The organism is Winslowiella toletana, from assembly GCF_017875465.1.
Classification (GTDB): Bacteria; Pseudomonadota; Gammaproteobacteria; order Enterobacterales; family Enterobacteriaceae; genus Erwinia; species Erwinia toletana.
This window is the reverse complement of sequence record NZ_JAGGMQ010000001.1, coordinates 5,074,733-5,101,361: the sequence shown is the minus strand read 5'-3', so window position 1 is coordinate 5,101,361 and position 26,629 is coordinate 5,074,733. Positions and strand designations below refer to the sequence as shown.

At 51.3% G+C, this 26,629-nt stretch carries 23 protein-coding genes; 17 read left to right on the top strand and 6 right to left on the bottom strand.

The features are described from left to right. Window positions 1-36 precede the first annotated feature (36 nt). Window positions 37-471 (bottom strand): DoxX family protein, encoded by a 435-nt coding sequence (locus J2125_RS23895; protein ID WP_017800016.1) that lies wholly within the window; start codon window positions 469-471, stop codon window positions 37-39. Between the two features lie 191 nt (window positions 472-662). Here J2125_RS23895 and J2125_RS23890 point away from each other — a divergent pair, with 191 nt between their 5' ends. Then, the gene (locus J2125_RS23890; RefSeq protein ID WP_017800017.1) at window positions 663-2,177 is read left to right on the top strand and encodes a carboxylesterase/lipase family protein; all 1,515 of its coding nucleotides are present in this window, start codon (window positions 663-665) and stop codon (window positions 2,175-2,177) included. 285 nt (window positions 2,178-2,462) lie between these two features. Further along, window positions 2,463-4,133 carry a methyl-accepting chemotaxis protein gene (locus tag J2125_RS23885; RefSeq protein WP_017800018.1) on the top strand — a complete coding sequence of 557 codons (1,671 nt, stop codon included), beginning with the start codon at window positions 2,463-2,465 and terminating at the stop codon, window positions 4,131-4,133. Here J2125_RS23885 and J2125_RS23880 read toward each other — a convergent pair. Next, a complete protein-coding gene (locus tag J2125_RS23880) occupies window positions 4,098-4,973 on the bottom strand; it encodes a LysR substrate-binding domain-containing protein (protein WP_017800019.1) in 876 nt (291 codons plus the stop codon). The two genes, J2125_RS23885 and J2125_RS23880, sit on opposite strands and share 36 nt — an antisense overlap. Before the next feature lie 127 nt (window positions 4,974-5,100). Between J2125_RS23880 and J2125_RS23875 the strand changes: the two genes are divergently transcribed. Further along, window positions 5,101-6,270 (top strand): methionine aminotransferase, encoded by a 1,170-nt coding sequence (locus tag J2125_RS23875; RefSeq protein ID WP_026111555.1) that lies wholly within the window; start codon window positions 5,101-5,103, stop codon window positions 6,268-6,270. 24 nt (window positions 6,271-6,294) lie between these two features. Beyond that, entirely contained in the window at window positions 6,295-7,071 is a 777-nt protein-coding gene (locus J2125_RS23870; RefSeq protein WP_017800021.1) for an ABC transporter substrate-binding protein, read from the top strand. Window positions 7,072-7,118: 47 nt separating this feature from the next. Here J2125_RS23870 and pepT read toward each other — a convergent pair whose 3' ends face one another. Then, window positions 7,119-8,357 (bottom strand): peptidase T, encoded by a 1,239-nt coding sequence (pepT, locus tag J2125_RS23865; protein ID WP_017800022.1) that lies wholly within the window; start codon window positions 8,355-8,357, stop codon window positions 7,119-7,121. A gap of 127 nt (window positions 8,358-8,484) precedes the next feature. Here pepT and J2125_RS23860 point away from each other — a divergent pair, with 127 nt between their 5' ends. Continuing rightward, window positions 8,485-10,077, top strand: coding sequence for an ABC transporter substrate-binding protein (locus J2125_RS23860; protein ID WP_017800023.1), 1,593 nt, complete (start codon window positions 8,485-8,487; stop codon window positions 10,075-10,077). A 378-nt stretch (window positions 10,078-10,455) separates the two neighbouring features. Beyond that, window positions 10,456-11,193 (top strand): LuxR family transcriptional regulator, encoded by a 738-nt coding sequence (locus tag J2125_RS23855; protein ID WP_017800025.1) that lies wholly within the window; start codon window positions 10,456-10,458, stop codon window positions 11,191-11,193. On the opposite strand, the gene J2125_RS23850 is transcribed toward J2125_RS23855, so the two are convergent. Beyond that, a complete protein-coding gene (locus tag J2125_RS23850; protein ID WP_017800026.1) occupies window positions 11,171-11,824 on the bottom strand; it encodes an acyl-homoserine-lactone synthase in 654 nt (217 codons plus the stop codon). The genes J2125_RS23855 and J2125_RS23850 overlap by 23 nt on opposite strands. Window positions 11,825-12,448: 624 nt before the next feature. Here J2125_RS23850 and J2125_RS23845 point away from each other — a divergent pair. After that, entirely contained in the window at window positions 12,449-13,171 is a 723-nt protein-coding gene (locus J2125_RS23845) for a helix-turn-helix transcriptional regulator (protein WP_017798870.1), read from the top strand. A gap of 12 nt (window positions 13,172-13,183) precedes the next feature. Here the strand turns inward: J2125_RS23845 and J2125_RS23840 are convergent, their stop codons facing one another. After that, on the bottom strand, window positions 13,184-14,107 hold the full coding sequence (locus tag J2125_RS23840; protein WP_017798871.1) for a LysR family transcriptional regulator: 924 nt from the start codon (window positions 14,105-14,107) through the stop codon (window positions 13,184-13,186). A 152-nt stretch (window positions 14,108-14,259) separates the two neighbouring features. Here J2125_RS23840 and J2125_RS23835 point away from each other — a divergent pair, with 152 nt between their 5' ends. The 8 genes from J2125_RS23835 to J2125_RS23800 all read left to right on the top strand — a co-directional run bounded on the left by J2125_RS23835 (window position 14,260) and on the right by J2125_RS23800 (window position 24,971). Beyond that, window positions 14,260-15,690 carry a M20 family metallopeptidase gene (locus J2125_RS23835; protein WP_026111406.1) on the top strand — a complete coding sequence of 477 codons (1,431 nt, stop codon included), beginning with the start codon at window positions 14,260-14,262 and terminating at the stop codon, window positions 15,688-15,690. After that, window positions 15,687-16,964, top strand: a complete 1,278-nt coding sequence (locus J2125_RS23830; protein WP_017798873.1) for an MFS transporter — start codon at window positions 15,687-15,689, stop codon at window positions 16,962-16,964. Before J2125_RS23835 ends, J2125_RS23830 begins: the two co-directional genes overlap by 4 nt. 200 nt (window positions 16,965-17,164) lie before the next feature. Continuing rightward, entirely contained in the window at window positions 17,165-18,949 is a 1,785-nt protein-coding gene (locus J2125_RS23825) for a sensor domain-containing diguanylate cyclase (RefSeq protein ID WP_017798874.1), read from the top strand. A gap of 157 nt (window positions 18,950-19,106) precedes the next feature. After that, window positions 19,107-20,690 (top strand): amino acid adenylation domain-containing protein, encoded by a 1,584-nt coding sequence (locus J2125_RS23820; protein ID WP_017798875.1) that lies wholly within the window; start codon window positions 19,107-19,109, stop codon window positions 20,688-20,690. Window positions 20,691-20,922: 232 nt separating this feature from the next. Continuing rightward, on the top strand, window positions 20,923-21,246 hold the full coding sequence (locus J2125_RS23815; protein WP_017798876.1) for a PTS sugar transporter subunit IIB: 324 nt from the start codon (window positions 20,923-20,925) through the stop codon (window positions 21,244-21,246). After that, window positions 21,243-22,571, top strand: a complete 1,329-nt coding sequence (locus J2125_RS23810; RefSeq protein ID WP_017798877.1) for a PTS cellobiose transporter subunit IIC — start codon at window positions 21,243-21,245, stop codon at window positions 22,569-22,571. Before J2125_RS23815 ends, J2125_RS23810 begins: the two co-directional genes overlap by 4 nt. Before the next feature lie 15 nt (window positions 22,572-22,586). Further along, a complete protein-coding gene (locus J2125_RS23805) occupies window positions 22,587-23,984 on the top strand; it encodes a glycoside hydrolase family 1 protein (protein ID WP_017798878.1) in 1,398 nt (465 codons plus the stop codon). A gap of 60 nt (window positions 23,985-24,044) precedes the next feature. After that, a complete protein-coding gene (locus J2125_RS23800) occupies window positions 24,045-24,971 on the top strand; it encodes a LacI family DNA-binding transcriptional regulator (protein WP_017798879.1) in 927 nt (308 codons plus the stop codon). A 128-nt stretch (window positions 24,972-25,099) separates the two neighbouring features. Here the strand turns inward: J2125_RS23800 and J2125_RS23795 are convergent, their stop codons facing one another. Then, window positions 25,100-25,744 (bottom strand): TetR/AcrR family transcriptional regulator, encoded by a 645-nt coding sequence (locus tag J2125_RS23795; RefSeq protein ID WP_017798880.1) that lies wholly within the window; start codon window positions 25,742-25,744, stop codon window positions 25,100-25,102. Window positions 25,745-26,063: 319 nt separating this feature from the next. Here J2125_RS23795 and bhsA (J2125_RS23790) point away from each other — a divergent pair, with 319 nt between their 5' ends. Together bhsA (J2125_RS23790) and bhsA (J2125_RS23785) are read left to right on the top strand one after the other, a co-directional pair. Continuing rightward, window positions 26,064-26,321 carry a multiple stress resistance protein BhsA gene (gene bhsA, locus J2125_RS23790; RefSeq protein WP_017798882.1) on the top strand — a complete coding sequence of 86 codons (258 nt, stop codon included), beginning with the start codon at window positions 26,064-26,066 and terminating at the stop codon, window positions 26,319-26,321. A 47-nt stretch (window positions 26,322-26,368) separates the two neighbouring features. Next, complete coding sequence (bhsA, locus tag J2125_RS23785) at window positions 26,369-26,626, top strand: multiple stress resistance protein BhsA (protein WP_017798883.1); 258 nt, start codon at window positions 26,369-26,371, stop codon at window positions 26,624-26,626. The last annotated feature ends 3 nt before the right edge of the window (window positions 26,627-26,629 follow it).

Here is a 26,629-nt window from a genome sequence, read left to right as displayed (position 1 = left end):
CAGTGAATCACTGGCCCTTTGACACTATTATAATAACTATTGCAGGCGCGGGTTACGAATTAACGTGTACTTCCCGGCTCCGAGCAGCATGATAATCACGCCACCGAAGAAATAGAGCGCTTCTGTTTCCAGCGCCCACGCACCGACATCAGTGCGTGACCAGATAGCGCCCGTTTTCACCAGCAGGGTTGCCACCAGCAGATTAATCGCGATAACAAACGCCGCAGGGCGCGTTAACAGACCGATAATCACCATCACTGGCGCAACAATTTCCCCAATGTAAGCACCGTAAGCGATAAAACCTGGAAAACCGTGTGCAGTCAGCATCTTCGCAATCCAGCCTACGCCGTTATGCACCTTAGCTTCGCCATGAAACAGCAATAAAATGCCAAAGGTCAGGCGCAGCAGCAGCTTGCCAAAATCAGGATGATCCGCCATGCGTGAAAATCCATTATTGATCGCACTAAACATATTTAATTCCTTTTCCCGAAAGGGTTTCACAGAATGTAGTCAATTTAAGACCATTATCAAATTCAATTTAGTTGACTATATCGTTCAGTAAATTCCGTGAAACATCGGTTTTATCTGCAAAGTGGCCGTGAGAGTGGACAATATAGAGTGGCCTGCAAATAATGGATGTTGAAAATGCTACGGAAAAAATAATGAAAAACGAGCAACGCTTAAGGATCAGGACCGCTGAAGGAGAACTGCGCGGCACTATGGAAGGGGAGGTTTTTGTCTTTAAGGGGATCCCCTATGCTGCACCGCCAACCGGGCCATTACGCTGGAAAGCGCCAAAACCGGTTCAGCACTGGCAAAAGGTGCGTGATGCTGTCAGCTGGGGAGATTCCAGCTGGCAAAACCGCGCCGAGTGTCTGGCGATCGGCGGCGGTGAACCGGGTGAGTTGAGTGAAGATTGCCTTTACCTGAATGTCTGGACGCCGGATATCCAGCCTTCGCGTCCGTTGCCGGTGATGGTGTGGATCCATGGCGGCGGCTATACCATCGGCGCTGGCAGTCTGGCGCCTTATCTCGGTGCGCCACTGGCTGCGCGTGGCGTGGTGATGGTGACACTGAATTATCGTCTGGGACACCTGGGCTTTTTCGCCCATCCGGCGCTGGACGCAGAGTATCCCCGTGGCGAAGAGATCAATAATTTTGCGCTGCTTGACCAGATTGCCGCACTGCAATGGGTACAGCGCAATATCCACGTGTTTGGCGGCGACCGTCGCAACGTCACGATAATGGGCGAATCCTCTGGTGGCCGCAGCGTACTGTCGCTGTTTGCTTCGCCGCTGGCGGATGGGTTGTTTCACAAAGGCATTGTGCAGAGTGCTTACTCGCTACCCGATACGCCGCGCCAGCAAGCGCTGCAGACCGGGGAAGCCGTGGCGCGCCATTTCAATCTGAGCGACGCCACGGCGGCGGAATTGCGCGCGCTGCCCGCCGACGGCTTCTGGTCACTCAAACCGCCGCTGGTGAACGGCCCGGTAGCGATTGCCGGCGATCGGGTGTTGCCGCAGTCGTCAGTCAGCGTGTTTAACGCTGCGCGGCAGCATAAATATCCGCTGATGATTGGCAGCAACAGTGATGAAGCCAGCGTGCTGGAGTACTTCGGCATTGACGCCGCCGCAACCATCGCGCGCATTCGCCAGCAGCATAAATTTGCCTGGCGCTTGATTAAATGGCTGTATGACGCCCGTGACGATGCGGTGCTGGGCCGTCAGGTGGCGCGTGATATTGCCTTTACCACTATGGGGTATGTGGCGGTGATGGCGCAGCATCGTACCGGGGCGCCAGGCTGGCGTTACTATTTCGATTACGTATCGGAGAACGCGCGCGATCTCTATACCTGCGGCACCTGGCATGGCAATGAAGTCCCCTATGTGCTCGATACGCTGAATAATATGAATCTGACAGATCGTCCCTTTACGGACAACGATCGTCATTTTGCCTGGCGCGTCAGCGAGTACTGGCTGAGTTTTGCCCGCGACGTTACTGAGTTCTCGCATAAGATTGACGGTGAAGTGCCATGGCCTGCCTGGCATCCCGGCGACGATTACACCATGCGCTTTGGCCATCAGGGAATGGCGCAGATCGCGCTGGAAAAGCGCTTTATGAAGCGCAGAATGCAGGTGTTCAGGTTGCTGATGCGCACGCTGGTGCGGTTAAATTAAGCGTATTGCACTGATTATTATTTTTCAACACTGTGATCGGGCCACTATTTCATTGCTTTCATGCTGAATTAATAAATTCGCATGATGTTTTCCTGTACGCCAAATCAGCAAAAACTGTCGATATGGCAGTGAGTTAGCCAACGTCCATAAACAAAGTAAGGTTTAGAAACTAAAAAAAATATCGTGTTAATTATTTGTATTCTTTCAGCTTAACTGCCGATAACGGTAAAGAACCCTGGCATAGCCATGGCGATATAACCGGTGATCAACCGATTTGGAGCAGTTATGAACATTTTAAAAAATTTCACCATACGCGCGGTGATGTTATGGATACTTGGCCTGTTCTGTTTGTTATGGCTGTGTGTCGGTCTTTACAGCGTTTATTCTTTAAATGCCCTGGGAAAAGGTAATGAAGTCGATCGTCATATCGTTAATCAGATGACTGTACTGAGTAAGGGTAACGATCAATATTTCCGCTTTGTCACCCGCCTGTCGCGGATTGTCGAAGCCCGTCAGACTGGCGCAGCCGCCGATCCGGCTGAAATGGCCGCGGCGCAAAAGTCGCTGGATAATATGAGCAAGTTGCTGAGCGATTTTAAGCAGCTCTCCCCGGGTCCGCTCGGGGCGGAAGTGGTCAATAATGTCACTGAAAACTGGCAAAAACTGCTCGATCAGGGTGTGGTGCCACAGATGCAGAGCGCGCAGCAGGCAACGCTGGATGCTTATCGCCAGCAGTCACGTAATGTTACGCCGCCACTCAGCCGGGCATTTGGCGCCAGCGCAGAGAAGTTTAATCTGGCGGCCTCAGGGATGCTGGATGATACGCGGATCACTGTTGATCATCTGACCCAGATGACAAAAGTCATTATTATTGCGGCAGTGATTGCCGGTCTGTTAATTCTGCTGTTTACCGACCGTTATCTGGTCACTATGCTGGTGCGACCTATTGCCATCCTGCGCCAGCATTTCCAGATGATTGCTGAAGGCGACCTCAGCCAGCCGGTGCACGATATTGGTCGTAACTGCGTGGGTAAACTGGTGCCGTTGCTGAATGCCATGCAGGACAGTCTGCGCGATGCGGTTGGCGCGATTCGTGGCGGTACCGAGAATATCTGGCGTGGCGCGACGGAAATCTCCTCGGGTAATAACGATCTCTCTTCCCGCACCGAGCAGCAGGCGGCGGCACTGGAAGAGACCGCCGCCAGTATGGAGCAGCTGACGGCGACGGTGAAATTTAACGCCGATAACGCGCGCCAGGCTAGTGTGCTGGCGGACAGCGCCTCAGTTACCGCCAGCAAAGGCGGTAAGCTGGTAAGTGACGTTGTCACAACAATGCAGGGTATTTCCGGCAGTTCGCAGAAAATTGCTGAGATCACTAACGTGATCAACAGTATCGCTTTCCAGACCAATATTCTGGCGCTGAATGCGGCGGTGGAAGCTGCTCGCGCCGGTGAACAGGGACGCGGCTTTGCCGTGGTGGCCAGTGAAGTGCGTAACCTCGCGCAGCGCAGTGCTGGCGCAGCGAAGGAGATTGAAGGATTGATTGCCGATTCCGTCCAGCGTGTCGACAATGGCTCGCGACTGGTTAATGAAGCCGGTACCACCATGAGTGAGATCCTGCGCTCGGTGACTGATGTCACGGATATCATGAAGCAGATTGCTGCGGCATCGGAAGAGCAGAGTAAAGGCATTTCACAGGTAGGCATCGCCATTTCTGAAATGGACAGCGTCACCCAGCAGAACGCCTCGCTGGTCGAGGAAGTCTCTGCGGCGGCCAGCGCGCTGGAACGTCAGACCGAAGAGCTACAGAGTTCGGTAGCGAAGTTCCGTTTGTCGCATAATGACAGTGCCGCTGTGGCGAAGTCAGCAGCCAAAGCTTTACCGGTGAAAACCGCCAGCCTGAAACAGCCCGCCGCCGCATCAGCCGGTGTTGCTGATGAGTGGATCGCTTTCTAAACATAACCATGCCACCAGTTCCGCAAGGAACGGTGGCGCATCGTTATCTGGCCGTTGCAATAAACTGTAAACCGCCCCGGTTTTTACGCTGTTCTTAAACGGCGCGACCAGTCGTTGCATGGCTAAATCCGCCTGGATCAATGTGACATCGGCAACCGTAACCCCGTAACCCTGAATCGCCGCGCTGATGGCTAAGTCCATGGTGGCGAAATGCTGATTGCGCTTCATCAGCAGCTCCACCTGCTGCGCGCGCAACCATAGCTGCCAGTCGGTACTGTCGGCAGTGGGGTGCAGAAAAGTAAAATGCGTCAGATCTTCTGGTGTCAGCTGTTGCTGCTTAAGCAGGCTGGCGGAGATCACCGGCGTCAGCGCTTCATCAAACAGACGATAACCTTGCTCCAGCGGTGCGCCGTAAACAATCGCCGCATCGAAATTATCCAGCTGGCGGCTGTGCTCAACAGTAGTGGTGAGAGAAATATGGATATCGGGGCGCAACTGCTCCAGCTCTACCAGCTTCGGTAACAGCCAGCGCATTGCACAGGTGGGGGCTTTCAGTCGCACTGAACTGTTAGATTTGCTGGCTTTGTCGGTGGCATGCACCATCTGCTCAAAACCACTCTTAAGCTCCGGCAACAGCGCCGCTCCCTGCGGCGTCAGCTTCAGCCCCCGGGCATGACGATCGAACAATGAAAAACCCAGCCATGACTCCAGCGCGGCAATCTTACGGCTGACGGCGCCCTGCGTTATGCACAATTCGGCTGCCGCATGCGTCAGATTGAGATGGCGTGCGGTAACGATAAAAGCGTGAATGGCATTTAATGGCAGCGATCGCCGTGACATAGTGAGCCTCTGAGCTATGATTTTTATGCATGGCTATTATGACAACATTTCCCTTGTCGGCTCAAGCGCCAGCGCGTTGAATAGAAATCTGCTTTTTTTAATTGGTTATGCTGATACTGGAGTGTTCATGACTATCGCCTCAACGGTGCAACAGCGCTCAAAATTACCTGATGTAGGCACCACCATCTTTAGTGTGATCGGCCAGCTTTCCGCCGAACATAATGCAATTAATTTATCCCAGGGCGCGCCAAACTTTCCCTGCGATCCTGCGCTGGTTAATGCCGTAAGCCAGGCGATGCAGCAGGGGCATAACCAGTATGCGCCGATGACCGGCCATTACGCGCTGAAAGAGGCGCTGGTGGAGAAGGTCGCCACGCTGTACGGTCAGCAATACGCAGTGGGCAGTGAGGTGTTGATTACCGCCAGCGCCAGCGAAGGACTCTATGCAGCGATTGCCGGGCTGGTGCATGCCGGTGATGAAGTCATTTTCTTTGAACCGGCGTTTGACAGCTATGCGCCGATTGTCCGCTTGCAGGGTGCGAAAGCGATTGGCTTAAAGTTGCAGGTGCCGGCGTTCGCCATTAACTGGGATGAAGTACGCGCCGCAATAACCTCGCGCACCCGCATGATTATTATTAATACCCCGCATAATCCGAGTTCGCAGGTGCTGAGCGCTGATGATTTGTCGCAACTGGCGGCGATCACGCGTAACACCGATATTGTGGTGCTCTCCGATGAAGTGTACGAACATATTTTGTTTGATGGCCGTCAGCATCTCGGGATGGCAACGCATCCGGAGCTGGCGCAGCGTAGCGTGATTGTCTCGTCGTTTGGTAAAACCTTCCACGTGACCGGCTGGCGTGTGGGTTACTGCCTGGCGCCTGCGGCGTTAATGGAAGAGGTTGTGAAAGTACATCAGTTTATGATGTTCTCCGCCGATACGCCGATGCAGATTGCTTTTGCTGAATATCTGCGCACGCCGCAAAACTATTTGTCGCTGGGTGATTTCTATCAGCGTAAACGCGATATGCTGGCGACGCTGTTGCAGGATTCGCCGTTCAGGTTGCTGCCTTCGGCAGGATCCTTCTTTATGCTCGCCAGTTACGGTCATTTTAGTGACGAATCAGACAGCGAAATGGTAAAACGTCTGATTGTCGATCACGGTGTGGCGACTATTCCGCTATCGGCGTTTTATACCGATGGTACTGACAATAAATTGATCCGCCTTTCGTTCGCCAAAGACGAGGCTACTTTGCAGGCGGGCGCTGATGCGCTCTGCCAGGTTAAGCCTCGCTAAAATAACCATCCTGAGGGGAAGTTGATGAAGAAATTGAATGCTCTGTTAGTTGCGGTAGGGATGCTGTCCTCTGTATCGGTAATGGCGCAGGACACGCTGCGCTATGGTCTTGAGTCGCAGTACCCGCCGTTTGAAAGTCGTAATGCGCAGGGCGAACTGGAAGGTTTTGATATCGAGCTGGGTAACGCTATCTGTAAGACCGCTAATCTGAAATGCAGCTGGGTGGAAAGTAGCTTTGATGCGCTGATCCCGGGACTGGCGGCGAAAAAGTTCGATGCGATTAATTCGGCGATGAATATCACTGAGCAGCGCATGAAAAGCATTGGCTTTACCACGCCAATCTACCGCATTCCAAGCCAGCTGGTGGCCCATGAGGGTTCAAATCTGCAGCCAACCGCAGAGAGCCTGAAAGGTAAAAACATTGGCGTGCTGCAGGGGTCGGTGCAGGAAACCTATGCTAAACAGCACTGGGAAGCCAAAGGCGTTACTGTGACCTCTTATCAGGATCAGAATCAGGTCTATAACGATATGGTTGCCGGCCGTGTTGATGGCACGCTGGTGATGTCCGCTGCCGGTCAGTCCGGCTTCCTGAATAAACCACAGGGCAAGGGCTTCGCATTTGTGGGTAAGGCGGTTGAGGATGAAACCATTCTTGGTAAAGGTATTGGTTTTGGCCTGCGCAAAGATGATGCCGCACTGAAAACGCAGCTGGACGCAGCGATCGTTAAACTGCAGCAGGACGGCACTGTGGCGACGCTGGCGAAGAAATTCTTCCCGGGTATTGATGTATCAGTGAAGTAATTACCTGCTGCCAGGATAAACAGGGCGACGCCAGTCGCCCTGTTTCGCTATTTCACCGCGCTTTCTGCGGCCAGCAGGCAGAGCTTTTCGGCCACCAGATAGGACTTCACAAACGAGGGCACCGGCAGAAACTCAAATTTTGAGTGGAAGTTATGTGCGCCGGTAAAGAAGTTCGGCGTGAGCAAGCCTTTTGCCGACAGCGCCGCACCATCGGTGCCGCCGCGCATCGGGATCACCTTCGGTGCAATATCCAGCTGTTGCAGCGCGGCAAAAATCAGATCGATCGCCCGACGATCCTCAGTGATCGCATTACTGATATTGCTATAGGTATCACTAATGGTAAATTCCACTTTGCCGGTTGGATACTGCGCGGCAATTTTCGCCGCCACATCGGCAATCTGCTGCTTACGCTGCGCAAAATTCGCCAGGTCAAAATCACGAATCGATGCCTTCAGTCGCGCCTGATTGGCGTTGGCGTTGATGTCGTTAAACCAGATATAACCTTCGCGTCCCTCGGTATGTTCCGGGGTCTGCTGGCGGTCAAAATGGCTGATAAAGTCATGGGCCATTAACAGCGGATTGACCAGTACTCCTTTGCCGGACATCGGATGGGCGCTAACCCCGGTCAGCACGATTTCAGCAGCGGCGGCATTGAAGTTTTCATATACCACTTCACCCAGCTCACAACAGTCGATGGTATAAGCGAAATCAACGTCAAAACGACTCTGCAGATCCAGCGCTTTAGCGCCGCGCAAACCGATCTCCTCGTCGGGCACAAAGGCCACCACAATATCGCCGTGTTTACCGCTGAGGTTCTCCATCAGCGTCATCACCACGGTAACCGCCGCTTTATTATCCGCGCCCAGTACGCTGGTGCCATCACTAAAAATGATATCCTGACCCTGATAGGCGAGGATTTCCGGATGCTCGGCGGTGCGCAGCCAGATATCCTGTTGCTGATTAAGGCAGAGGTCACTGCCGGTAAAACGCAAGGTCTGAGGATGGATATCGGGGGATAAGCCCACATCCACCGTATCAATATGCGTAATAAAGCCGATTCGTGGCGCGGTGGGGCAATTGCCCGGTTTAACTGCGGTAACGGTAGCGAACTCATCGATTACCACATTTTGTAAACCAAGCTGGCGCAACTCTGCGGCCAGCATCTTTGCCATTTCGTGCTGCTCAGGTGTGCTGGGTAATACCGTCGCTTGTGCATCACTCTGGCTGCTGACCGCCAGATAACGGTAAAAGCGACGGCTTAACTGGTTGGCCAAATCCTGGTTCATAACGTTTCCTTATTTGTCGAAAGGATTTCATGTTCGGTATGGTGCCAAATCATGTTATTTATTAAACAGATGTGTATTGGTTTTACTCACCTGAACCCTGGTAAGTCAACAAAAAGCGAGGTTGTGGATGAAACAAACGGTTACAAGGTTTGCGCTGGCGGCATTAACGCTGGCGTTATCGGCGACGGTATCCGCCAAAACTCTGGTTTTCTGTTCCGAAGGATCGCCGGAAAATTTTAATCCACAAATTTACACCTCTGGCACCAGCGTTGACGCCAGTGCCGTACCGGTATTTAACCGTCTGGTCGATTTTAAAGTGGGCACCACCGAGCTGGTTCCCAGCCTGGCGGAGAGCTGGGATGTCAGTGCTGATGGCAAGGTGTATACCTTCCACCTGCGTAAAGGGGTGAAGTTTCATCGTAATAAGTGGTTTACCCCGACACGCTACTTTAATGCCGATGATGTGCTGTTCTCGTTTATGCGTCAGAAAGATGCCAGCAACCCTTACCATAAAGTCTCTGGCGGCACCTATGCCAATTTTGACAGCCTGGAGTTTGGATCGCTGATCACCTCAATCGAGAAAGTTGACGATCACAGCGTGCGTTTTACACTGGCCCATGCTGAAGCGCCATTCCTTGCCGATCTGGCATGGTATTTTGCCTCGATCCACTCTGCTGAATATGCCGATGCGATGCTTAAAGCCGGGACGCCAGAAAAAGTTGATATGGAACCGATTGGCACCGGTCCTTTCCAGCTGGTGCAGTATCAGAAAGATTCACGCATTTTGTATAAAGCCTTTCCGGATTACTGGCAGGGGAAAGCGAAGCTGGATCGCATTGTGTTTGCGATTACGCCAGACGCTTCAGTGCGCTATGCCAAGCTGGAGAAGAATGAGTGCCAGGTTATGCCATTTCCGAATCCGGCCGATCTGAAACGGATGGAGCAGAATAAAGCTATTACCCTGATGCAGAAGGCGGGGCTGAATACTGGTTTCCTCGCTTTTAATACGCAAAAAGCGCCGCTGGACAATGTCAAAGTGCGTCAGGCGCTGACCATGGCGATTAACAAACCCGCGATTATCAATGCTATCTTCCAGGGTACCGGTACGGTGGCGAAAAATCTGCTGCCCCCTGGTGTCTGGAGCGCCGATCAGTCGCTAAAGGATTACGACTATGATCCGCAGAAAGCTAAAGCGTTACTGAAAGAGGCGGGTTTACCGGCGGGCACCACTATCGACTTGTGGGCGATGCCGGTGCAGCGTCCTTATAACCCGAATGCGCGCCGCATGGCGGAGATGATACAGTCAGACTGGGCGCAGGTGGGCGTCAAAGCCAATATCGTCAGCTTTGAGTGGGGCGAGTACCTGAAACGAGTAAGAAACGGCGAGCATCAGGCGGCGCTGATGGGCTGGACGACGGCTACTGGCGATCCGGACAATTTCTTTGGTCCGCTGTTTAGCTGTACCTCCGCCGCAGGCGGCTCGAACTCCGCAAAATGGTGCTACCAGCCCTTTGAGAAGCTGATTACCGCAGCGCGTGCTGAGCAGGATCACAATAAGCGTATTGCTTTGTACCAGCAGGCGCAGCAAGTGATGCACGATCAGGCGCCAGCGGTTATGATTGCACATTCCACCATTTTTGAACCGGTACGCAAAGAGGTCTCTGGGTATGAGATCGATCCCTTTGGTAAGCATATTTTCTATCAGGTGGATATGAAGTAAGCGGGGGGCTCTTCCTGTAATGGGAGGGGCTTCTGGAAATCAAAAGGTTTTGGCTGTGCAGGATCAGGTAGTCAAATGCTCTCGATTGGACTGGCGTTGAGACGCCTTATGGCGAAAGCACTTGACTACCTAATGATTCAAAAGATAATGACCTACTGGTTTCCCTGGTGAAGGCGGAGTGATAACCTGTTATAACCAATGTCAGGTTTAGCCTATGCAACGCATTGCAGCAGTTGTTAATGTTTCTGATATGCTGCTGGCGCCGAAAACAGTAAGTTATTTTAGCTGGCTTAGCTAGTTAGACTAAGGTACAGGTTGGTACTAAGCATGCATCCAGCATAGTTTTGCGGATGTCACAGTAAGGTTGAGGTCAGGCAAATGTCAGCGCTTTTCTCGAATGACGAAGTCATTAACACTACCGTAAATGAATACCTTAACAGGCAGTTAGAATTGCATGGCAATTTGAAATATGCCTATATGATAATGAACAAAAAAAATCCATCTGAAGTGGTTATTATTTCCAATTACCCGAAGGAGTGGGTGGATACCTATTTAGAAAATAATTATCAGCATATTGATCCGGTGATTCTGACTGCGATAAATAAAATATCGCCATTTTCATGGGATGATAACCAGGTAGTGAACTCCAGACTTAAATTTTCACGTATTTTTAATCTGTCAAAGCAATATAATATCGTTAATGGTTATACCTTTGTTTTGCATGATAATAATTCCAATCTGGCGACATTATCTTTGATGCTTGATGAGCAGGATAGTAGTAGCATTGAAGAGGTTATTAAAAGTAATAAAAATAAAATACAAATGCTGCTGATCGAGGCGCACGAAAAAATAACCTCGCTTTATAAAAATATTATTGAAAGTGAAAAGAATAAAGCAATTAATAAAAAGGATATTTTTTCACAACGAGAAAATGAAATTCTTTACTGGGCCAGCATCGGTAAAACCTATCCGGAAATTGCTGTGATTCTGGGGATAAAAATAAGCACGGTAAAATTTCATATTGGCAACGTTGTGAAAAAATTAGGCGTGCTTAACGCAAAACATGCAATACGACTGGGAGTGGAGCTGCAACTTATTCAACCCGCTCCTTTATAAGTGGTAACGCTAATGGCCACTTATTGAAGGCGCCGGACCCGATGCGGTTATGCTGATTGATACGGTCAATCAGGATTTGCTGATTTTCCTTATCAACTGGTAAATGCAATAAATACACAGGTTTGTCTTTCTCAGATATCCCCTGAGAAATAACGCTAATGCCCCAGCCGGAACGTTTTAATATGGTGAGCATCGGATGGCTGACAATCGTCAGTATGCCATCATAATGATAGTTTTGGGCGTAATTAACCATCGCCAAAAACAGCATGATGGCAACAGGGTTCTTCCCTGGGTTAAGATTTTTTGCTCTGGTCCGGTCAACAAAAAAACGACTGGATTCGATATAGTTACCTTGCGGGATCTTAACATCTTTGAAGAAAGACGAAAAAGTGCCATCGATCATATTGGGATATTGCATTTCGATAAAACGAACACTGCACACCAGACTTTCATCTTTTATGCCCAATAGATAATTAGTGTGCTGACCATCATACTCATCAAATTCCATCTCACCCGTACATTTAACCGCCCAGTTTAGTCGGTCTTTAAATGTCCCTTTTCTTAGCGTGAACATTTCATCCATTTTATTATTCGAAATCATATCAAAACTAACGTCAAAGATTTCTAACATACTGCCTCCTGAAAATACATTGCTACTCACATAGGGGATAATTTATTTTACTTATTTAGTAAATGATTTTCTAGCTTATTATTGTATTTATTTTCATTTATAATTATCTGATCAAAATTTGATCAGATTAATGTTGCTGAGTCAAAGTGTTTTGATGTTGTTACGTGATTTAGATCGAAAATATTGTTTGTTGGTGTTTGTTTTTTGTTCGAAAAAAGGTTTTTAGCTATCTTCATTTGGTAAATTATCTAAGCAGCATTATCCATGTTTAATAATAGTTAAAAATATTAATTCACCAATCATTATAAATATTCTTTCTATAAGAATAAATAATAAAGAAGCTTGTATTATATTGAACCATTATGATGGTTGCTTTCCGAAAAAAATACAGTAAGAAATAGTAGAGAAGAATTAAAAGCATTAATAATCAATGTGATAGGGACTTGGTGAGAGGTTGCTTGAATCAGCTGAGAGGATGGCAATACAATGAAAATATTTTATGGTAATATTAGACTTAACTATATCGCTGATGAAGGCTTTTTAATAACACGAGGTTACTATCTGGCTTTTACACGAGTTGCTACTTCTGTTTTGAGGTTTTATTCTATTAGTTCCGGAGGGGTAATGGCTGAACTGTTTTATAAAAATGACATGATTAACACTGCAATAAAGCATTATCTGGAAGGCTGCCTCGGGGATTTTAATGAAATCAATTTTGCTTACGCGATAATGAATAAGAAAAAGCCGGCAGAGTTCATCGTTATTTCCAATAACCCTTCTTGGTTTGAAGTGTATAACGAAAATAAATATCATCTAATTGATCCTGTAATGCTGACCGCTTCACATCGCATCTCCCCATTCTATTGGGATGAAAACAGCATGACACAATTCTGGCAGAAACCGCCACTGACCGTACTTGATATGGCGAGAGAATATGATATTACCAATGGCTATACCTTTGTTATACATGATCAGCAGCATAATCTGGCTGTGTTGTCATTTATGAAGGGTAAAGAATGTCATTGCGACTTCAATGATAAACCCGAAGAAATCTATGCTATGCAAATGTTGTTAATAAAAACGCATGAAAAAATGCATACGCTTTGTAATGATTTTCACAATCAGCAGCGTCCGCCTCGCGAAGTATTATCAGTACGCGAAAATCAAATTTTATACTGGGCCAGTGCTGGAAAAACCTATCAGGAAATTGCCATTATTCTTGCTATCACCCCCAGCACGGTAAAATTTCATATGGCGAATGTGGTGCGCAAATTTGGAGTCAAAAATGCAAAACATGCCATCAGCATCGGCATTGAATTACAGGTCATCAGAAAGTTGATGCCGTAACAGTTTTGCCTGTTAAAAGCCAAACACCTTTCGGACCCGCTCACTTTGTTGCTGCATTTGCTCACTGGAAAATTGCAGAAACAGATTTAACGCTGCGCTACGCTGACGGCCCGGTGGCGCCTGGATCTGTAGCGTGCGCTGGGTTAGCTGATCGACGCCAAAGGTTTTTAACATCAGACCGTGCTCCTGCGCCTGGTACATCACGGTAAAATGGCTGCACAGGGTGACTGCCTGAGGCGAATGCAGCAGAAAATTGTAGTGGCTGGAAAAGAAGTTACAGGTCAGCACTGGCTCAATAAAGGTGCCGTTCATCCGGCAGGCAAGATCGAACAACTGCCGTACCGTGGTGCCGGGTTCCGGCAACGCCAGCGGATAATGGCTTAAATCGTTCAGCGTCACCTGCTGCCGGGCCAGCGGATGATCGTTTTTCATTACCATCAGCACGGGCGCAGCATACGATGAGATCACCTCAACGCCACGTTCCGGGTGCAAACTGAACTGGAACGCCACATCACAGTCGCCATCACGTACGGCTTCCGCCACCTGTTTACCGCTTAGCACCCTCAGGCTAAACGTCACCGCCGGATTTAGCTGGCGGAAACGGGCAAACAGGGCAGGCAGCAGATAAAAAGCCATACCGTCAGTACAGGCCACCCGAATCAGGGTGCGTCGTACCGCGTGCAACCCCTTAATCTCGGCAATGGCATGCTCCATATCCAGCAGGCTTTTGCGCACATGATTTTCAAAAATCTGTCCGGCTTCATTCAGAATCATACCGCGTGCGTGACGTTCAAACAGCGGCACGCCAATCCGGGCTTCCAGCCGCTGGATCTGACGGCTAATCGCCGAGACGGCGACAAACAGCTGTTCACTGGCGGCGCTTAGTGAACCGGTGTTAACCACCGCCAGAAAATAGCGAATTTCACTGCTGTGCATAATGCTGCCTCGTTACGGTGCATGCCTTGTTATCGGGCATGTAAGACTTGCTTTCAAAGCAAAGCTAGTTTCACAAATTAACAATTGTGGCAAAGCGCGATTTTAGCTTAGATAAATCTGATAACAAAACAGATAAACACAACGGACAGATTATGACAGGTGAACAGGCAGTCGCGCTGGCAACAGCGTATTTCGACAGTGGGGAATTTAAGCGGGTTCTGGCGCGGCGTGTAGCGCTGGCTACCGAAAGCCAGCGTGACGATCGTGATCAGCTGCTGCAACGCTATCTTGATGAAGAGATCGCGCCAGCACTGAGCGCGCTGGGTTTTACCCTCCATCAGTTTGACAATCCGCAGGCGCAAAACCGCCCGTTTATGATTGCCACGCGGATTGAAGATCCTCAGCTTCCCACCATGCTGTGCTACGGCCATGGCGATGTGGTGTTTGGCGACGATGAAAACTGGCGCGCTGGCCTGACGCCATGGCAGCTGGTCGAAGAGGGTGACCGCTGGTATGCACGCGGCAGTGCGGATAATAAAGGTCAGCACAGCGTAAATATTGCGGCGCTGGAGCAGGTTTATCAGGCTCGCGGCGGCAAGCTGGGCTTTAACTGCACCTTCTTGTTTGAGATGGGCGAAGAGATCAGCTCGCCGGGTCTGGCGGAGATATGCCGTCAGCAACCCGACTTACTGCGCGCCGATCTGTTTATTGCCTCCGATGGCCCACGTCTTAATGCTGTGCGCCCGACGCTGTTTCTCGGCTCGCGTGGCTGCGTCAATTTCCGCCTGAGCATCAATGCGCGGGCCAGGGACTATCACTCCGGCAACTGGGGTGGTCTGCTCAGTAATCCTGGCACGCAACTGGCGAACGCCATTGCCTGTCTGGTTAATCAGCAGGGGCAGCTACAGGTTGCGGCGCTAAAACCGCCGGCAATCAGCGCTCAGGTACGCGCGATTCTCAGCGATATTGCAGTGGGCGGTAATGAAAATGATCCGGACATCGACAACCAGTGGGGTGAAGCGGGACTCAGTGGCGCCGAGCGGTTGTATGGCTGGAATACGCTGGAAGTGCTGTCGTTCCTGACCGGCAATCCGGCCCGTCCGATGAATGCCATTCCGGGCAAAGCCACTGCGGTATGTCAGTTACGCTTTGTAGTTGAAACCGACTGGGAAAATCTGGCCGGTCATATCAGCGCGCATCTGCGTCAGCACGGTTTTGACTATGTTGAAGTCGACGTGATCCGCGGCACGCCCGCCACGCGCCTGAATCCGACCGATCCGCTGGTGTCATGGGCGCTGGAGGTGATGGAATCCACCAGTGGCAAAAAACCGGCGCTGCTGCCTAATCTCGGTGGTTCGCTGCCGAATGACGTGTTCTCTGACATTCTGGGCCTGCCAACATTGTGGATCCCTCACTCCTATCCTGCCTGCGGGCAGCATGCGGTTGATGAGCATATGCTGAAGTCGATCGCCCGCGAAGGTTTACAGATGATGACGGCATTGTTGTGGGATCTGGGTGAGCAGGGCGCGCAGTTGATCGCCCGGCATCAGGCGCATCAGGCGCAGTCAGGGGAAAAATCATGAGTGAATTAAGCCAGCGCGCGCCAGTCGCCAGCGTGGAAAAGCCGAATCTGCATAAAACCCTGTTCGCCACCTGCATTGGTAACGCGCTGGAGTGGTTTGATATTGCAGTATATGGCTTCTTTGCCAGTTACATTGCGCACGCTTTTTTCCCCAGCCAGGATCCTTCAGTGTCTTTATTGCTGGCGCTGGGCAGTTTTGGCGTCTCCTTTCTGATCCGTCCGCTGGGCGCGATAGTGCTGGGTAACTATGCGGACCGGGTTGGCCGCAAAAAAGCATTACTGGTTTCCATCAGCCTGATGCTGGTGGGGGGCGCCATCATCACCTTTATGCCGTCTTACGCCACCATTGGTGTTGCCGCACCGATAATGATTTTGCTGGCGCGACTGATTCAGGGTTTCTCAGCAGGCGGGGAATTCGGCAGTTCTACCGCATTTTTAGTTGAGCACTTTCCTGAGCGTAAAGCCTTTATCGCCAGCTGGCAGTTTGCAACCCAGGGCGCAAGCACTCTGATGGCATCGGCATTTGGCCTCGGTTTAACCGCATGGTTAACAGAAACGCAAATTCAGGAGTGGGGCTGGCGCATTCCGTTTGCCTTTGGCCTGATTATTGGTCCAGTCGGGCTCTATATTCGTCGCCATCTGCATGAACCGGCCAGCTTTAAACCGGCAGAGAAGCATGCCGCACCGCTGAAAACGCTGGCGGGACGCCAGAAAGAGCTGTTGCTGCTGGCTATCGGTCTGATGGTGATCTCCACGGCGATTAACTACATGCTGAACTATGTACCAACCTATGCGACAAAGAATCTGCATCTGCCGGGTTCGGTAGCGTTCGGCGCCACGCTGCTGGCAGGAGTGATTCTGACCGTGGTGACGCCACTGATGGGGCTATGGGCGGAAAAAGTCGGGCGTATTCCGCTGATGTGGGGCTCCCTGATTTTGCTGATTATTACTATCTATCCGGCTTTTTTGCTGGTAGTGAATCACACCACGCCAATGACGCTGATGTTGCTGGTGGGCTGGATGGCGTTGCTGAAATCCATCTACTTCTCCACGGTGCCTTCGTTAATGGCCGATCTGTTCCCAATGGAAACCCGCGCCAGTGGGATGGCAATTAGCTATAACATCGCAGTTACGGTATTTGGTGGCTTTGCGCCGCTGGTGTGCAGCCTGCTGATTACCGCGACCGGCACCAGCCTTGCGCCGAGCTACTATCTGATGATCCTCGCGCTGCTGAGTGGCTGGGCATTGTTGCGTAGTCAGCGTCGTCTGTCGTAAGCGTTATTCCCTTAGGTGGAAGCGATGCTGCTTCCACCACTTACTGCTCAATCCTGCCTCTTTTATCCCTTAGCCAAAAAATTACATAATCCTGCCAGCAATAACACTCGCTATTTGCTTGCGAAAGGTTACTATTGCAGGCCGCGGCCTGAATGCGGCCTGTCTGTGGGAATAATCCTAATTCCCGATATTTTTCGGTGATGCATAAAATGGTAAGTGAGCACAATAAAGAATTAAAACGTATTGCCGCACTGGAAATGCTGAAATCCACGGACAGCACGCGCGATGATATTTTGCAGAAATTTATTCGGCTGGCCAGTGAAGTCCTTGATATTCCAGCCAGTTTTGTCTCGGTTATTGATGATGAACGCCAGTATATTCGGGTTTCACATAATTTTGACCTGACCGAAAGCTCAATTAACGATGCATTCTGCCGTCATACTGCCGAGTCGGGAAAAGTAACCGTTTGTTACGACACGCTCAGCGATGAACGTTTTAGCCGCAACCCGCTTACGCTTGGCGCGCCCTGGATTCGTTTCTATGCCGGCGTGCCGCTACGAACGGCAGAAGGGGCGGTGATTGGCACTTTCTGCGTGACCGATACCAAACCGCACCCATTCTCGACGAAGGATATCGAGACGCTGGAACTGCTTGGCAGTCTGGTCACCGGCTACCTGCAGGCGTGGTATAAAGCCGGCTATATTGATGTTGTTACGCTGCTGCCCAATCGTCAGCGCCTGCTGCGCGATATCGAACTGCTTGCCGAAAGCGACAAACAGCCGCCGCAGCAGCTGATTTTAATCGACTGTATTGATATGCCGCGCGCTTATGAGATGGCGAGAACGCTGGGGATGAACGCCGTCGAGGCGTTGCTGCGTGATATCGCGATGTTGTTGCGACTGCGTCTGCGTCTGAAACAGGGTGATGTGCTGTACACGGCGGCGACCGGACGCTTTGCCTTACTGGTCAGCGAAGGAAGCACGCTGACCGGCAGCAGTGTCAGTAGTAAACTGGAAGGCATCCGCGCGCAAATAACCGATGATATCTCGGTCAGTCTTGATGTTTTTACCGGCATGGTGCGTTTTACCGCTGGTGAAATTAATGCCACCGAAGCCTTAAGAAGGGCGGTAAGTGCACTGCACGAAGCGATTAGCAGCCGACAGAACTTCCTTGAATACAACGCCGTGGTCGACAATCAGCATAATGAGGATTATTTATTGATGAATGACCTGGCCGCTGCCCTGCAGAGTAACAGTGGCTTGTATCTGGTATATCAGCCGAAGGTGAATCTGCAAAGCGGAAAAACCGTCGGGCTTGAGGCGCTGATTCGCTGGCGGCATCCTTTATTAGGTGAGCTTTCGCCCGCCAAATTTATTCCGCTGGTGGAAAAGACCAGTCTGATGAGCGAAGTGACCGACTGGGTGATTGATAACACCCTGAAACAGCTGCATCAGTGGAAAAATAAAGGAATACGCATTCCGGTGTCGGTGAATGTCACCGTCAGTGATTTCTCGCGCCCTGGTTTTGCCGATATGCTGGAAGAGAAAATGTTGCGTATGGGGCTTCAGCCCGACGATTTAGGTATTGAATGCCTGGAAACGGAAAAAGTACTGGAAAGCAGTGCGGCGTTAAACGGGCTGGATATGCTGAAATTGCGTGGATTTCGCATTTCGCTGGATGATTTCGGCGCCGGTTACAGCAATATCAGTTACCTGCGACGCATCCCGATGGACGTTATCAAGCTGGACCGTTCGTTAATCGACCGGCTGGCGAGCGACACTGCCAGCCGTATTATTGCCCGCAGCGTTATCAGCATGCTGAAAGAGCTGGACTATGTGGTGCTGGCTGAAGGGGTGGAAGATAAAGAGACCGCCAATTCGCTGCGCGCTTACGGCTGTGATCAGGCGCAAGGCTTTTACTACTCACGTCCATTGCCATCGGTACAGGTTGAAGGCTGGCTGCTGTGGCAGCAACGTGAGAGTTAATTGCATCGTATGTACACGCAGCAGTAGCAGGATAGTTCAGTTATGCTGCACATTGCTCTGAAACTTAACGCGCACAAAAAATAATCAACAGGGGCTTTTGCGGCGAAAAAATTACCTTATACTGCCATTTCACATTGGAGTGTTGAGGTGATTTACTATGGAAAAATATACTGTCCGCACGGATATACTTAATATAGGCCACTCATCCTACTATCCCCATGATAAAGGCCTGATTGCGCTATTTTTGCAGCAAGTTGAAATTAATCCACAACATCCTGCAATCATCACCGCAGATCAGACGATAAGTTATGCTGAACTGGCACGGCGCGCCCAATCGCTGGCAATATATTTGCGTGAAAAAGATCTGCGACAGGAACAACCGGTGGCGATCTTATTACCGCCAGGTATTAAGCAAATCATTAGCCAGATTGCTATTTTATGGGCAGGCGGCAGTTGCGTGCCGCTCGATCCCACGCTGCCTGAGCAATGCCTTCGTCATATGCTGCAGGATCTGCATATCAGTCTGATTATTACCGACCAGCAATGGCAACGCCCGTGGTCCGTTGCTGAATCGGTGCTGCTGGATAATATCGCCGACCATGCACCGGAGGAGCTGTCGTTAACCTGTTTTGACGGGCAGCTCACTCACCGTACTCATCTGTTATTCACCTCTGGTTCCACTGGCCAGGCAAAAGCGGTGGAAATTGAAGCCAGGGGCATTATTCGTCTGGTGGTTAACAGCCATTATGTTGTTATTACCGCTAAGGATCGGCTGGCGGCGATTGCCAGTCCCTCTTTTGACGCCTCGCTGTTTGAAGTCTGGGGCGCCTTACTGAATGGCGCCGCCATGGTGCTGATAGGCAAAGAGACGATCGCGGACCCCTGGCGTTTTGAAACCGCACTTCAGCAATATTCAGTCAGCATTATGTTTATCACCACCGCGCGCTTTAATCTGCTTACCGCCACCTGTCCACGCGCCTTCCGCTATATGAACTATCTGCTGGTAGGCGGTGAAGCCATCAATCCGGCGATGCTAAATAAAGTGCTGGAGGCGGCGCGACCACGTCATCTGCTGGCGGTATATGGCCCGACGGAGTGTACGGTATTTGCGCTTTATCACGATCTGACGCTCTGCACCTCGCTCAGCGGCGAAGTGCCCATTGGTCTGCCGATTAATAACACCAGCGCGGCTATTCTGGATGATCAGCGACAGCCGGTAGCCCCCGGCGCGATTGGCAATATCTGGCTTGGCGGTGAAGGGTTAGCGCGTGGCTACTGGCAGCGACCGGACATCAATATGCAGAAGTTTATTCTGGTCAGCATGAAGGGGCACGTGCAATCCATGCGTCTGTATGACAGTGGCGATCTGGGCTGGCAGCGCAGCGACGGGGTATTTATGTTTGCCGGACGCAGCGATAACCAGATTAAAATTCGCGGCCATCGTGTTGAAATTGAAGAGATTGAGTTTCAGTTACTGGAAAGCAGGTTGTTACAGGCCGCTGTGGTCTGTGTGGTTAGGCAAACCAGTGCAGAACCACGACTGGTGGCCTTTATTGTACCGAATACCCCTGATGCATTCAGTAAAACGGAGATGGCGCTGTGGCTTGAACAGCGTTTACCTGACTATATGCTGCCGCAGATGCAGGTGGTCAGCCAGCTGCCGTTAACGCCAAATGGCAAGATTGACCGTCAGCATTTGCTGTCGCGGCTGACTGGCAAACATAGCGGCGCGCCGAGGTAACAGGGAGCGGTTAATCAGCGCCAGCAATTTTGCTGGCGCCACCTGCTGAAATGAGACGCTGCTGCGGCAATCATCGTTCCTGATTGCATAAGTCTTCGTGATGTATTTCACATCCTGTTATGGTAAGTAGCGGCATTTCTTGAAGCTGCTCGCATAATTGCGCAGCATCTATGGAAACCGGTTTCCATATCGTTTCCACTCAGGGCTGGATTACTGACAGGGAATAAACACCATGCACAAAATTATGCTTTGTTGTTCCGCCGGGATGTCGACCAGTTTACTGGTGCGTAAGATGCTGGAAGAGGCCGACCGGCGTGGACTGGCGGTGGAGATTAGCGCTTACAGCGCCACCGAGTTTGGCGACCATTTTACCGACTATCAGGTGGTACTGTTAGGACCGCAAATCAAATATATGCTCGATAACCTGAAAGCAAAAGGCGCTGAACAGGGTATTCCGGTCGCCGTGATCAATATGATGGATTACGGCATGCAGCGTGGTGATAACGTGCTTGATTTCGCCCTCGAGCTGATTGCCAGCAAAGGAGCCGCGAGATGAGCTCCGTCTATCAGGTATTGGTCACCATTATCGAGCGCCATATCACGCCGATGGCCGGCGCAGTAGGGCAGCAGCGCCATGTCATCGCCATTCGCGATGGCTTTGTCAGCGCACTGCCATTTATGATTATCGGCTCTTTTATGCTGGTGTTTATCTTTCCGCCATTTTCTCAGGATACCACATGGCGCTTTGCCCGCGCCTGGCTCGACTTTTCACTGAATCACCGGGCACAGCTGATGTTGCCGTATTACCTCAGTATGGGGGTGATGACTTTTTTTATCTCGGTTGGCATCGGCGCCAGTATGGGCAAACATTATAAACTCGATCCGGTGATGACCGGCTTACTGGCGTTTATGGGATTTTTGCTGGTGGCTGCTCCTTATCAGGACGGTAAAATCTCCACTGATTACTTCTCCGGCCAGGGGATTTTCACCGCCATCATTACCGCGCTGTATAGCAGCGAAGTGTACGCCTGGCTGAAGCGTCACAATATCACCATCCGCCTGCCGAAAGAGGTGCCGACCGGCGTGGCGCGCTCTTTTGAAATTCTGATCCCGGTGATTGTGATTGTCGCCACACTGCATCCGCTCAATCTGCTGATCGAGTCCTGGACCGGGATGATTATTCCGCAGGCGATAATGCATCTGCTGGCGCCGCTGGTCTCTGCATCAGACTCGCTGCCTGCGGTGCTGCTTTCGGTGCTGGTATGCCAGGTGCTGTGGTTTGCCGGTATTCACGGTGCGCTGATTGTCACCGGCATTATGAATCCGTTCTGGCTGACCAATCTTGCCGCTAACCAGGCCGCGCTGGAGGCAGGCAGTACCTTACCGCACACCTATCTGATGGGTTTCTGGGATTTTTATCTGCTGATCGGCGGCGTTGGGTCCACGCTACCGCTGGCCTTTTTGCTGCTGCGCAGCCGCACGGTGCATCTGCGATCCATCGGTAAAATGGGAATTGTGCCGAGCTTCTTTAACATCAATGAACCGATCCTGTTTGGCATGCCGATTATTATGAATCCGCTGTTTTTCCTGCCGTTTATCTTTGTACCGATGATTAACGCCATCTTCGCCTGGACCGCCACCAAACTGGGCTGGGTCGCGCAGGTGGTATCAATGGCGCCCTGGACCACGCCCGGACCGATTGGCGCTTCATGGGCGGCCAACTGGGCATTCAGCCCGGTGGTGATGTGTCTGTTCTGTATGCTGATGTCGGCGCTGATGTATCTGCCTTTCCTGCGGGTGTATGAACGCAGTCTGCTACAGCAGGAAGCCGAAAAGTCCACGGCGGTCGCCGCGCAAGGCGCGGAAATCAGCGCCCGTTAATAAGGAGCATGTGTTATGCACTATCAGTTTCCGCATAATTTTTGGTGGGGCAGCGCCAGCTCGGCGCCGCAAACCGAAGGTGACAGCCTGAACGGGGGGAAAAGCGCCACCATCTGGGATCACTGGTTCAGCCAGCAACCGTCGCGCTTCCATCAGCAGATTGGTCCGGCAGAGACTTCCGGGTTTTACCGGCACTGGCGTGAAGATATCGCCTTGCTGAAGCAGCTTAACCACAACAGTTTTCGTACTTCCCTCTCCTGGGCACGGCTGATCCCCGATGGCAGCGGCGCGGTCAATCCGCAGGCGGTGAGTTTTTACAATCAGCTGATCGACGAGCTGCTGGCGCAGGGCATTACCCCATTTATCAATCTGTTTCATTTCGATATGCCGCTGGTGATGCAGCAGGCGGGCGGCTGGGAAAACCGCGAGGTGGTGAATGCCTATGCGCGCTATGCGGATCACTGCTTTCAGCTGTTTGGCGATCGGGTTAAACACTGGTTTACCTTTAACGAGCCGATCGTGCCGGTTGAAGGCGGTTATCTGTATGATTTCCACTACCCGAATGTGGTCGATTTCCGCCGCGCGGCAACGGTGGCGTACCACACCATGCTGGCTCATGCGCTGGCGGTGAAAAATTATCGTCAACGCCAGCAGGGTGGCGAAATTGGCATTATCCTCAACCTGACGCCATCCTATGCCCGTTCTGAACATCCGGCGGATAAACAGGCGGCTAATATCGCTGATTTAATGTTTAACCGTAGTTTCCTCGATCCGGCGCTGCGGGGCAGTTATCCGCCTGAACTGCTGACGCTGCTGAAACGGCATCAGCAGTTGCCGCTTTGTCAGCCTGGCGATAGCGAGCTGCTGGCGGCGGGCGTGGTCGATCTGCTGGGTATTAACTATTACCAGCCACGACGCATCAAATGTCGCGATTCGCTGGTCAATCCTGACAGCCCGTTTATGCCGGAGTGGTTTTTCGACCACTATGAAATGCCGGGCAGAAAAATGAATCCTTACCGCGGCTGGGAGATCTATGAACCGGGGATTTATGACATTCTGACACTGCTGCGCGAGAACTACGGTAATCCGCGCTGCTTTATTTCAGAAAACGGGATGGGGGTGGAAAACGAACAGCGTTTTGCACAGCACGGTCAGATCCAGGATGATTATCGTATCGAGTTTGTCCGCGAGCATTTGCAGTGGCTGCATCGCGGCATTGCCGAAGGCAGTAACTGTCTCGGTTACCATATGTGGACCTTTATTGATAACTGGTCCTGGTGTAATGCGTATAAAAACCGCTACGGTTTTGTGCAGCTCGATCTGGCCAGCCAGCAGCGCAGTATCAAGAAAAGCGGTGAATGGTTTGCCCGTACCGCTGCTGAGAACGGGTTTCCGGTTAACATATTCCCCTAAATAATTCAGGCGCAGCGCACAAAGATGCCGTCTGAAGTATGACGGGGATAAGAGAGAACAATGGCGAGTATTAATGATGTATCGCGTCTGGCGCAGGTGTCAAAAGCCACAGTATCACGGGTGCTGAGCGGCAGCCGTGGCGTAAAAGAGCAGAGTCGCGAGGCGGTTCTGCGTGCGGTGGAAATCCTTAACTACAAGCCAAATGCCATTGCGCAGTCACTCAGTAGTCAGACAACCCATTGTATTGGCGTGATCTGCGCCACCGAGCATATGCAGCAGGCCACCGGCTACCTGCAAGCGCTGGAGAAACAGCTCCGTCTGCACCAAAAGCATCTGCTGCTGCGTTTTGCTAACAGCAGCAGTGCAGTGGCGCAAGCCTGCGCCGAACTCAGCACTGGCTTATGTGATGCCATTATGGTGGTGGGCGCGCGCTTTCCGCTGCCGGACGCGGCGCAGCAGGCGGTGCTGATTGATTGTCTGGACGCCAGTGGTGGACAGCAGGTAGGCATTGATTACGAGTTTGCCAGCCAGACCGCCACGCATTATCTGCTGACACAGCAGCGCCGAAAAATCGCACTGTTTAATTTTAATCCGGGCGACGCTGCGGATCAGGTGTTACAGGGCTACTGCAGTGCGCTGGAAAGTATGGCGATGCCGTTTAATCGCCAGTTAATTATGGCGGAAGAGCCGTCGGCAAGTGTGGCGCTACAGGAGCTAATCAATCGCCATATCGCTTTTGATGCGCTGCTGGTGACCGATTACTACCAGGGGCTGGAGGTAGCGGATCTGCTGAAACGTTATCAGCGTGCGGTGCCGCAGGAGGTGATGGTATTCAGCCTCGATGGCTCTGCGGCCGCGTATGGTCAGCCGCATCTGCCGCTGATCGCTTATCCGCTGGAAACCCTTGCGCAACGGGCTATTAAGTTGCTGAGCGGTGGCGCCAGCGACTTCCCGCTACTGCGCGGAAACTTACTGACGCCTTATTAAACGGGCAGCCCGGTATCACATCGTCGATCTCGTATTGCCGGGGGAAGTTTCAATGCCTGCATTGCGGGCTTGCCGGCAAAAAAATGATGGTGCTGACGTATTCTCACCCTGTATCCAGGCAATAAAAATCAACAACAGGCACTGCCCGCCAGCGTTGGCCATAGCCGCATCATGGTATCGATAATTCCATCCAGCTGATGACGGCTGGCGCCTTCACGGGCGCGCACCGACATGCCCTGCAATACGCAGGAGAGATAGCTGGCAATCTGATTTACATCGCGCGCTGCGTCGATCTCGCCCTGTTGCTGACGCTGCTGTAAAAACTCCAGCAGCGTGGCCTCCTGCAAATCATGGCGTGTGCGAAGCATTTCCGCCACTTCACCGGAGTCAGCGGAAAGCGCGGTTGAGGTGCAGATAAAGAAACAACCTGCGGGCTTATCGCCATCCGTAAAACAGGCGGCAGTAGAGCGGAAATAGTTTTCAATGCCCTGTGCCACGCTCCGTTCCGGACAGGCAAGGGCGGCTTTGCGCTGGGCGGCAAACTTCTCGATATAGCGATCCATCACCGCACGAAACAGTCCCTCTTTATTCTCAAATTCAGCGTACAGGGTCGGAGCTTTCGCGCCGGTTGCCTGCACTAAATCGGCTAAAGATGTCGCTTCATAACCATGCGCCCAAAACAGCGCCAGCGCTTTATCGAGCGCGCTTTCGCGGTCAAACAGTTTTGGTCGTCCGCGACCTTTTTTTATACAGAGTTCCTCATTGCTGCTCATAACTCCTCACTTATCCTGCTTACAACCTATGCAATTAAATTACCGATCATTATAAAAATAATCAAGTCCCGCTTGTCGAACAGAAATTTTAATCAACAGAAGCTGCTTAACATCCTGTGCGCTGCGGTTGTAACACGGTGGCGGGAAAATTATTTTCAGCTTTTAATCGCAGTAAAATCATCGAGGTAGTGATTAAATTAACGATCATTAAAAAATAGAGTTGACGACAGGCAGGGTGGAGGTTTAGCATTTAGTTATCGATCGTTAAGTTAATAACGACGCAAACATGAAACTACCCGAATCTGAGAGAGAGAAGATTATGAAAAACGTTAAAACTGCAGTTATCGCTATCGCGCTGTCCACTCTGTCATTTGGCAGCTTCGCCGCAGAGCTGGTCAACAGTGAACCGCAAAATCAGCAACAGATTGGCGTGATCTCCGCCACCGGCGGCACCAACCTGGATTCACTGCAAGCGCAGCTGAGTGAGAAAGCCAGCGCTGCCGGCGCCAAATCTTTCCGTATTACGTCGACTTCAGGTCAGAACAACCTGCACGGTACTGCCGTGATCTATCAGTAAGTCGTCGTTAAACAACAAATTCGAAAATTTAAATTAAAGGTATCGTAATGAAAAACATCAAATATGCAGTCGCCGCGCTGGTTCTTAGCACCGTTTCATTTGCCGGTGTCGCCGCGCAACAAGTGGATATCTCGCCTGCCGATCAGCAGAAAGTGGGAGTGGTGAGCGCGACCGGTAGTTCAAATCTGACCTCACTGGAAAGCCAGTTATCAGCGAAAGCTGAGGCCGCGGGCGCAAAGTCATTCCGCATCACTTCGACCTCTGGTCAGAACAAGTTGCATGGCACCGCAGTAATCTATAACTAAGCA

What these genes read in the sequence shown, in the direction of transcription:
- J2125_RS23895 (WP_017800016.1), bottom strand. Translation starts at nt 471, where the DNA reads ATGTTTAGTGCGATCAATAATGGATTTTCACGCATGGCGGATCATCCT.
- J2125_RS23890 (WP_017800017.1), top strand. Translation starts at nt 663, where the DNA reads ATGAAAAACGAGCAACGCTTAAGGATCAGGACCGCTGAAGGAGAACTG.
- J2125_RS23885 (WP_017800018.1), top strand. Translation starts at nt 2,463, where the DNA reads ATGAACATTTTAAAAAATTTCACCATACGCGCGGTGATGTTATGGATA.
- J2125_RS23880 (WP_017800019.1), bottom strand. Translation starts at nt 4,973, where the DNA reads ATGTCACGGCGATCGCTGCCATTAAATGCCATTCACGCTTTTATCGTT.
- J2125_RS23875 (WP_026111555.1), top strand. Translation starts at nt 5,101, where the DNA reads ATGACTATCGCCTCAACGGTGCAACAGCGCTCAAAATTACCTGATGTA.
- J2125_RS23870 (WP_017800021.1), top strand. Translation starts at nt 6,295, where the DNA reads ATGAAGAAATTGAATGCTCTGTTAGTTGCGGTAGGGATGCTGTCCTCT.
- pepT (WP_017800022.1), bottom strand. Translation starts at nt 8,357, where the DNA reads ATGAACCAGGATTTGGCCAACCAGTTAAGCCGTCGCTTTTACCGTTAT.
- J2125_RS23860 (WP_017800023.1), top strand. Translation starts at nt 8,485, where the DNA reads ATGAAACAAACGGTTACAAGGTTTGCGCTGGCGGCATTAACGCTGGCG.
- J2125_RS23855 (WP_017800025.1), top strand. Translation starts at nt 10,456, where the DNA reads ATGTCAGCGCTTTTCTCGAATGACGAAGTCATTAACACTACCGTAAAT.
- J2125_RS23850 (WP_017800026.1), bottom strand. Translation starts at nt 11,824, where the DNA reads ATGTTAGAAATCTTTGACGTTAGTTTTGATATGATTTCGAATAATAAA.
- J2125_RS23845 (WP_017798870.1), top strand. Translation starts at nt 12,449, where the DNA reads ATGGCTGAACTGTTTTATAAAAATGACATGATTAACACTGCAATAAAG.
- J2125_RS23840 (WP_017798871.1), bottom strand. Translation starts at nt 14,107, where the DNA reads ATGCACAGCAGTGAAATTCGCTATTTTCTGGCGGTGGTTAACACCGGT.
- J2125_RS23835 (WP_026111406.1), top strand. Translation starts at nt 14,260, where the DNA reads ATGACAGGTGAACAGGCAGTCGCGCTGGCAACAGCGTATTTCGACAGT.
- J2125_RS23830 (WP_017798873.1), top strand. Translation starts at nt 15,687, where the DNA reads ATGAGTGAATTAAGCCAGCGCGCGCCAGTCGCCAGCGTGGAAAAGCCG.
- J2125_RS23825 (WP_017798874.1), top strand. Translation starts at nt 17,165, where the DNA reads ATGCATAAAATGGTAAGTGAGCACAATAAAGAATTAAAACGTATTGCC.
- J2125_RS23820 (WP_017798875.1), top strand. Translation starts at nt 19,107, where the DNA reads ATGGAAAAATATACTGTCCGCACGGATATACTTAATATAGGCCACTCA.
- J2125_RS23815 (WP_017798876.1), top strand. Translation starts at nt 20,923, where the DNA reads ATGCACAAAATTATGCTTTGTTGTTCCGCCGGGATGTCGACCAGTTTA.
- J2125_RS23810 (WP_017798877.1), top strand. Translation starts at nt 21,243, where the DNA reads ATGAGCTCCGTCTATCAGGTATTGGTCACCATTATCGAGCGCCATATC.
- J2125_RS23805 (WP_017798878.1), top strand. Translation starts at nt 22,587, where the DNA reads ATGCACTATCAGTTTCCGCATAATTTTTGGTGGGGCAGCGCCAGCTCG.
- J2125_RS23800 (WP_017798879.1), top strand. Translation starts at nt 24,045, where the DNA reads ATGGCGAGTATTAATGATGTATCGCGTCTGGCGCAGGTGTCAAAAGCC.
- J2125_RS23795 (WP_017798880.1), bottom strand. Translation starts at nt 25,744, where the DNA reads ATGAGCAGCAATGAGGAACTCTGTATAAAAAAAGGTCGCGGACGACCA.
- bhsA (WP_017798882.1), top strand. Translation starts at nt 26,064, where the DNA reads ATGAAAAACGTTAAAACTGCAGTTATCGCTATCGCGCTGTCCACTCTG.
- bhsA (WP_017798883.1), top strand. Translation starts at nt 26,369, where the DNA reads ATGAAAAACATCAAATATGCAGTCGCCGCGCTGGTTCTTAGCACCGTT.